At 62.9% G+C, this 2,533-nt stretch carries 2 protein-coding genes and 1 pseudogene; 2 read left to right on the top strand and 1 reads right to left on the bottom strand.

The features are described 5' to 3' along the window. Together JV551A3_RS05995 and JV551A3_RS05990 are read left to right on the top strand one after the other, a co-directional pair. Positions 1-740, top strand: a 740-nt coding sequence (locus tag JV551A3_RS05995) for an OprD family outer membrane porin (RefSeq protein WP_133978435.1), incomplete at its 5' end; no start/stop codon positions are given. A 233-nt stretch (positions 741-973) separates the two neighbouring features. Continuing rightward, positions 974-2,455, top strand: a complete 1,482-nt coding sequence (locus JV551A3_RS05990) for a sensor domain-containing diguanylate cyclase (RefSeq protein ID WP_133978433.1) — start codon at positions 974-976, stop codon at positions 2,453-2,455. On the opposite strand, the pseudogene JV551A3_RS05985 reads toward JV551A3_RS05990, so the two are convergent. Next, positions 2,452-2,533, bottom strand: a pseudogene (locus JV551A3_RS05985) (aldehyde dehydrogenase); the annotation flags it as partial. The gene JV551A3_RS05990 and the pseudogene JV551A3_RS05985 sit on opposite strands and share 4 nt — an antisense overlap.

The raw sequence follows: 2,533 nt of genomic DNA, 5'->3' as shown, positions 1-2,533 counted from the left end.
ACTACGGTTCGCTGGGCGAGCATGACAAGAGCAAGCACCTGAACTGGGCCGGCGCGTCGTGGAGCGGTACCCCGAACATCACCGCCAACCTGTATGCGGCCGAGCTGAAGGACATCTGGAACCAGTACTACGCCGATTTCGACTACACCTACGTGGTCAGCGACCTGGTCAGCCTGAACCCGGGCGTGCACTTCTATCACACCCAGGACACCGGCCAGGCCCTGCTGGGCAAGATCGACAACAATACCTACAGCGTGCACTTCACCGTCAACGCCGGGTACCACAGCGTCACTGCCGCCTACCAGCGGGTCAACGGCAACACGCCGTTCGACTACATCAACCTGGGCGACAGCATCTACCTGGACAACTCGCGCATGTATTCGGACTTCAACGCACCGAACGAACGTTCGTGGAAGCTGCAGTACGGCTATGACTTCGCCGGTATGGGCATCCCTGGCCTGAGCACGGTGCTGTCGTACTCGCGGGGTGAGGCGGATCTGACCAAGGCCGTCCAGGACACCACCCACTACGATTACTACCGTGCCGATGGCAAGAACGCCATGCACTGGGAACGCGACCTGGACGTGAAGTACGTGTTCCAGGAAGGTGACCTGAAGGACCTGTCGGTGCTGGTGCGCTATGCCACCCACCGTGGCAGCCAGGGTTATGCGTCGATCGACAGCAACAGCGACAACGATGAACTGCGGGTGATCGTGGATTACCCGTTGAACGTGTTCTGATCCTGGATCGCAAGCTGGACATCCAACCTGTGGGAGCGGGCGTGCCCGCGAACACCGGCGAGCCGGTGCCATGCACCGCGGCGCTTGCTTCGCGGGCATGCCCGCTCCCACAGGGCCTTGTGGTCAGTCCACAATAAGGTCTACCGCGATTCCGTCGGACAAATCTTGTTCGACAATCCCCGCTTCCCTAGAATGTCGCCGCCGCGAATGGCCCTGCCCACGCAGTAGCGAGCATGACCCCCCGATCTCCGCGTTTCGCACTCTACAGGTCGCACCCCGAGCTGATCCTCAACCTGGGCAGTTGCCTTGCCGTGCTCGCCATCGTGGCCATCGTCAGCTACCTGCTGGCGCGCGAGCGGGACAATGTCGAGGTGTCTGCGATCCGCTCGTCCAACAATATCGTCCAGCTGATCGAAAGCGACATCCTGCGCAACGTCGAACTTTACGACCAGTCGCTGCAGGGCCTGATCTGGGCGGTCGGGCGCAAGGAGCTGCCGGAAATCCCCGGCCCGGTGCGCCAACGCCTACTGTTCAATGAAGCCTTCGTCGACCGTAAGCGCGGTGACGTGCTGTGGCTGGACAAGCAAGGCAACGTGGTTGGCGATTCCACCAGCAGCGCGCCACGCAAGGCCAACTTCGCCGGCACCGAGGCGCACCTGCACAACGCCAACCTCGGTCTGCTGGTGGGGCCGCCGTTCAAGGCCAGGCTCGGCGACCTGGACTGGTGCATCAGTTTCAGCCGGCGTATCTCCGACGCCAAAGGCGAGTTCGCCGGCCTGGCAGTGGGCGCGCTGCGCCTGTCGTACTTCAGTGAACTATTTCAACGCCTGGATATTGGCGAAGACAGCAGCATCAACCTGCTTAACACCGACGGCCAACTGCTGGCTCGCCAGCCCAGCCGTACGCAAGACTCGCAAATCGGCAGCAACTATGCCGAGCGGCCCAATTTCAAACGTATTCTCAGCGAGCAGAGCGGCAGCTTTACCGCCCGCTCCAGCAGCAACGGCAAACCGCGCATGTACACCTTCGCCCGGGTCGCGCAGTTGCCACTGATCGTACTGGTCGTGCATTCGGCCGAAGATGTGTTCGAATCCTGGCGGCGCACTGCGATCCTGGTCAGCGTTGCCACCGGTGGACTTTGTGTGGGCATCCTCTGGCTAACCCTGCTGCTGGGCCGCGAATTGCGTCGCCGCCATGAGGCCGAACAGGGCCTGGCGACCCTGGCCGCCACCGACAGCCTGACCGGGCTGGCCAACCGCCGACGCCTGGACCAGGTACTACGACAGGAGTGGGCTCGCGCCCAGCGCAACCGCAAGCCGTTGGCAGTGCTGATGGTGGATGTGGACCATTTCCGGGCATTCAACCAGCGCCATGGCCATGCCGGTGGCGACCATGCCCTGCGCGAAGTGGCCAAGACCATCGAGGCATGCATCCGCCGCCCTGCCGATTTGGCAGCGCGTTATGGGGGTGAGGAATTTCAGGTGGTGCTGCCGGAAACCGATCTGAGCGGTGCGCAAATGCTTGCCGAGCGCATTCGTAGCAGTGTCGAGGCGCTGGCGCCGTTTGCCGATGATGCCCACTCGGTCACGGTCAGCATCGGCATCGGCCTGTCAGGCACCCAGCACGATCTGGCGAAAGTGCTGGGTGCTGCGGATGAAGCGCTCTACCGGGCCAAGGCCAATGGCCGTAACCGGGTAGAGGGGCCTGCCGACTAGCTGCGGGCGCGCGCGGCGTTGCGCAAGGCCCTGACCTGGTCATGGTTGCGCTGCACACCTTGCAGCTGTTTTTCCACC

The organism is Pseudomonas inefficax, from assembly GCF_900277125.1.
Lineage (GTDB): Bacteria > Pseudomonadota > Gammaproteobacteria > Pseudomonadales > Pseudomonadaceae > Aquipseudomonas > Aquipseudomonas inefficax.
Note: the sequence above shows the minus strand (reverse complement) of the source record. Positions and strands in the feature narration are given on the sequence as shown.